4 protein-coding genes and 3 pseudogenes are annotated in these 4,492 nt (G+C 57.1%); 5 read left to right on the top strand and 2 right to left on the bottom strand.

Annotated features, from left to right (window positions below):
- Positions 1–10: 10 nt before the first annotated feature.
- The 5 genes and pseudogenes from HBR94_RS28250 to HBR94_RS28235 form a co-directional block, all read left to right on the top strand.
- On the top strand, positions 11–385 hold the full coding sequence (locus tag HBR94_RS28250; protein ID WP_256969405.1) for a MerR family DNA-binding protein: 375 nt from the start codon (positions 11–13) through the stop codon (positions 383–385).
- Between the two features lie 43 nt (positions 386–428).
- Positions 429–674, top strand: a pseudogene (locus tag HBR94_RS28245) (transposase); the annotation flags it as partial.
- Between the two features lie 22 nt (positions 675–696).
- Positions 697–1,142 (top strand): annotated as a pseudogene (locus HBR94_RS28890) (DDE-type integrase/transposase/recombinase); the annotation flags it as partial.
- 314 nt (positions 1,143–1,456) lie between these two features.
- The gene (locus HBR94_RS28240; RefSeq protein ID WP_033979951.1) at positions 1,457–1,789 is read left to right on the top strand and encodes a DUF2790 domain-containing protein; all 333 of its coding nucleotides are present in this window, start codon (positions 1,457–1,459) and stop codon (positions 1,787–1,789) included.
- Between the two features lie 159 nt (positions 1,790–1,948).
- A pseudogene (locus tag HBR94_RS28235) lies at positions 1,949–2,709 on the top strand (OprD family outer membrane porin); the annotation flags it as partial.
- 36 nt (positions 2,710–2,745) lie between these two features.
- Here HBR94_RS28235 and HBR94_RS28230 read toward each other — a convergent pair.
- Both HBR94_RS28230 and HBR94_RS28225 read right to left on the bottom strand, forming a co-directional pair.
- Positions 2,746–3,015 (bottom strand): hypothetical protein, encoded by a 270-nt coding sequence (locus tag HBR94_RS28230; protein WP_033979952.1) that lies wholly within the window; start codon positions 3,013–3,015, stop codon positions 2,746–2,748.
- A gap of 135 nt (positions 3,016–3,150) precedes the next feature.
- Complete coding sequence (locus HBR94_RS28225) at positions 3,151–4,200, bottom strand: DNA-binding protein (RefSeq protein ID WP_011154388.1); 1,050 nt, start codon at positions 4,198–4,200, stop codon at positions 3,151–3,153.
- Between the last annotated feature and the right edge of the window lie 292 nt (positions 4,201–4,492).

Raw genomic sequence — 4,492 nt, 5'->3', positions numbered from 1 at the left:
ACACCCGAAAATCAGTGCAATAAACCTTTCTCACGAATCAAAGTTCGTTAATTCGCAGTCGCTGACGAGTAAAACGAACTCTAATTCGGCTTACGTTGGTTTTCAGTTCCATTGCTCCCCAACCCCCGATGTCGCCCGGGTGAAATTCGTAAAGTCCGCGCAACGGCTGGGCTTTAGCCTCGAAGAAGTGGCCGGGCTGTTGAGGCTCGATGACGGCGCTCACTGTGATGAAGCGCGCGTGCTCGCCGAGCAGAAGCTTGGGGATGTGCGTGGCAAGCTCGCGGATCTGCGACGGATCGAGTCTGTTTTGGTGCAACTGGTTCACGACTGTTGTGCGAGCCACGGGACCGTTTCCTGTCCGCTAATCGTTTCGCTGCATGGGTAAAACGCTCTGCGTTGGCCAGTGGTTGTGAAGGGAACCAGCGGACAAGGTCTACGGCTGCCGCGGCTGTGAAGCCGCACCGGTCACCGCCGACAAACCGGCTCAACTGATCGAAAAGAGCATGGCCAGTCCTAGCGTCCTGGCGATGCTGTTGATCACCAAATACGTCGATGGTCTGCCGCTGCACCGCTTCAAAAAAATCCTCGGTCGTCACGGCGTCGATATCCCCCGCCAAACCCTGGCGCGCTGGGTGATCCAGTGCGGCGAGCACCTGCAACCGCTGCTGAATCTGTCTACGAAAACAGCCCGGCGTGCCGCGTCGGCACGAAGGCCGTATTGCGGTGCAAACCAGCGATACGCGTTGGTGCTCGGACGGCTTTGAGTTCCGCTGCGAGGACGGAGCCAAATTGAGCGTAACCTTCGCCCTGGACTGCTGTGATCGCGAGGCCATCGGCTAGGTCGCGAGCCCGACCGGGTACAGCGGCGATGATATCCGCGACTTGATGCTGGAAAGCGTGGAGAGGCGCTTCGGTGATCAACTGCCCGCCACGCCGGTGCAATGGCTAAGCGATAACGGCTCGGCGTACACCGCCGACCAGACGTGCCTGTTTGCTCGACAGATCGGCTTGCAGCCGGTGACCCCCCAGTTCGCAGCCCGCAGAGCAACGGCATGGCCGAGAGCTTCGTGAAGACGATCAAGCGTGATTACGTGGCGCACATACCTAAGCCGGATCGAGAAACGGCACTACGTAACTTGGCCAATCCCTGTGATCCTGCGTGGTCGTCTTACTTTGCCCAACGTCGAGCTGCGATAGACGTGGATTGATTGCCCGGTACTAGACCATGGTGCTGACGAAAGACTTGAGCCGGATGAGGCGCGACTCTCATGCCCGGTTCTTTGGGGGCGGTGGCGCAGTAATGCGCTGCTGTTACCCGACGAAAGTGTACTTAAGCCCTACCATCTTATCTCGGCGCCATAAACCAGGACCTTCATCTCCTCCCTCCTTGATTCCGTACTTAACTACGGAGGTAGAGTTGAATCGTGGATCGAAAACCCGAGAGGAGATCGCCGTTATGAAACACCTAAGACTGCTGCTGATAGTGAGTGCGACTCTGCTGTCATCCACCGTATGGGCCGATGGCAGTTCCGATCGCCTGTACGGTAAGATGATCCAGGCCAACGAGCAATCCATGCGCGAATACGCTAGCGCCCAAGGCAAGAACCCGCCAGAAGTCACTCACTACCGCTATGGCATGAAGCTCGACATCGCCAAGGTCATTCACGTCACGTCGACCAATGGCAACTGCGATGTGATGCCTGCGCAAATGACCTACGAGGATTCGAGCGGAAACCTGCATATTCTGGAGTACCGCGTATCAGGAACGGACTGCAGGAGCCAGCACTGAGCATTGTTGACGTGTTGCTGACGGAAAAGTAATTTTCACGTCACCCTGACGTTATTTTGCATGTGGAAGTATGTAAGAAGCGCACCCGGCTATGCCCGGCGCGCTTCGGCATATACACAACCGCACAATGAAAAATCTGCCAAAACATCAAGAGCGTTTATGAACAACAAGGCCCTGTTGGGACTTTCTCAGATCGTCTTGAGCATCAGCGCTGCGCAGGCTGCAATGGCCGCCGAGGAAAAAGGCGAGGGATTCATCGAAGGCAGCAGCCTGAGCATCCTCAATCGAAATTTCTACTTCAACCGTGATTTTCGCAAAGGCCAGTCCAGCAGTACAGGAAATGGCTACTCGGAAGAATGGGCCCACGGAGTCATAGGCCGATTCGAGTCGGGCTCGGCCAGGCCGAGGACAATTACTCCAAGCTCGGCGGCGCCGTAAAGACCCGTTTCCTGGACACTGAAATCAAAGTAGGCGATGTCTTCCCTGTCACGCCTGTCGTGCAGTACGGCGATTCGCGACTGCTTCCGGAAAGCTTCCGCGGCGTCACCGCATACAACACCAGTGTCGAGGGCTTGGTGCTACAGGGCGGACGCCTGCACGCGATGAGCCAACCCAGCTCCAGCAGCATGCGGGATGATTTTGCAACCTTCTACGCAGGCGAAGTCGGCTCTCCGTGGATAGTCGGCGGTGATTACACACCCAACGACAACCTTGGCTTCAGCCTTTACACCAGTTGTCTCAAGGATGCCTGAAACCAATACTATACCGGCACTACCTGGAGCTACCCGCTTGCAGATGATGTCGCCTTGGTCGGTGGTTTGAATTACTACAAGGCCGTCGATGAGGGGAAGCAGCTCCTCGGCAGTTTTGAGAACGATATCTGGAGCGGCAAGGTCGGCCTCCGTGTCGGGGCGCACACCGGCGAGGGACGGAGACGGCCGACGTGAACCAGATCGCTATTGTGCCTTGCTATCGCCCTTCGGGGACTCCATTCCAATGTGTTGGTTCATGTTCTCCATCATTGTATTGCAGTTTTTCATCATCTTGGACATTTCCTGCATGTCCATCATCGGCATATGGTTGCCGTCCATCATGTGCATGTCCTCACCCTTATTTGTCTCGGCACTGCTTTGGGCGGGGGCTTTGGCCTGTTCGGCAAATCCCGTGGCAACAGTTCCAAGGGCTATGAAGGTAGCAAGGACGGTGTAGGTAATGGCGTTACGCATGGCGACTCTCCTCATCTACGACCTTGGTTTCCAGCCAGGCTGTGTATTGAAGAGTTGATTGCTCCACTGTCCTCCTGTTTGGCTCCTTTGGTTTGGAGGATGGTTTCAGGCGCCTGAGGTAGGCGCCTTTTTCGGTCAACAAGTCTTCGGCTTCATCGCTCTGGACTCTGCGAGCTGGCTTGACAGCACCGCGTTGTCTTGCACGAGAAGCTGCTTTTCTGTGGCCAACTGGCTCAATTGGCTTTCAGTTTGGCTTAAGCGTTCCGCCAGCAGGCTTCGCTCCCGTTCATTGACGGCCAGGTAAGTCCGCGTCTCAGCCAAACGCTGCTCACCTTGGCCATGGCGCTGCTCCAGTGCCTGATGCGACTGTTGCAAGTCGGTGAATTGAAGTAAGACGTGTTCATGCGCAATCTGACTCTGCGCGAGCGTCGCTTGCGTCGTGAGCAGGGTGCTCTCTAGACGATCATGGTCCTGCACCAGGCGTTGTTCCTGCGCCTGCAGTTCGCCCAGGCGGGTTTGCTGCGCGAGCAGACGCTGCCGGAGCGCTGCCAATTCGTGTTCCAGGCGCTGCTGGCGTTGCTCAGTGGCCTGGCGCTCGTCGCTGCGTTGTTGCGCGACCGATGCCTGGTAGTGCTCAAACTGCTCCCGCGCTTGTTGCAGTTGCCGGGTCAGTGCGGCCGCCTCGGCGGCGCGGTCAGCCAGACGTTGTTCGAGCCCGGTCTTTTCACTGCCCAGGCTGGCCAGGGCGATCTCCTGACGCTGCAGGGTGTCAGCCAGCCCCTGGCTGCGCGTAGTGGCTACGGCAAGTGCCTGGGCCTGCTGCTCCTGAACGCTGAGTTGCGCGTCGCGCTCGACGAATGCCTGCTGCAACTGTTCCTGCAACGCGTCGGCCTCTGCCTGGTGAGCCGCTACGGCCTGCTGGAGTTGGACGGCCGCCTCCGCCTGAACTTTTTCGTACAGTCCTTTCAGCGCCAGGACCAGCTCCGCGGGCAATCCCAGTTCGGCCTGGGCCAGCGTGCCGGGATGCGCGGCTTTCCAACGCTTTAACAACGGAGCAATCGTGCTTTTGCTGCCCGTCCCACCCAGGGCGACGCGGATGCTGTCAATGGTGGGGTTGTGGCCCGCAGCCACCAGTTGGGTGGCCGCCTGGGCAACATGCAGGTAGAGGACGCCGGAACGGGCCATGAACACCTCGGATTTTTTCGTACCGTATTATGGAAAACGTAATACCTCGATTTAAGTACAGAATAGTTCAGCCGACTGAGACCGTCAGTTGACCCACGATAAGCGCGGTTATCGTGAGTTAAGTCATCGCGATCGAGGGTTGTGTCTATAATCTGCGGTACACATGGGGGTTGGGGAGCAATGGAACTGAAAACCAACGTAAGCCGAATTAGAGTTCGTTTTACTCGTCAGCGACTGCGAATTAACGAACTTTGATTCGTGAGAAAGGTTTATTGCACTGATTTTCGGGTGT

The organism is Pseudomonas sp. WS 5412, assembly GCF_012985615.1.
Classification (GTDB): Bacteria; Pseudomonadota; Gammaproteobacteria; order Pseudomonadales; family Pseudomonadaceae; genus Aquipseudomonas; species Aquipseudomonas shahriarae.
This window is presented reverse-complemented; position numbering and strand designations above follow the sequence as displayed.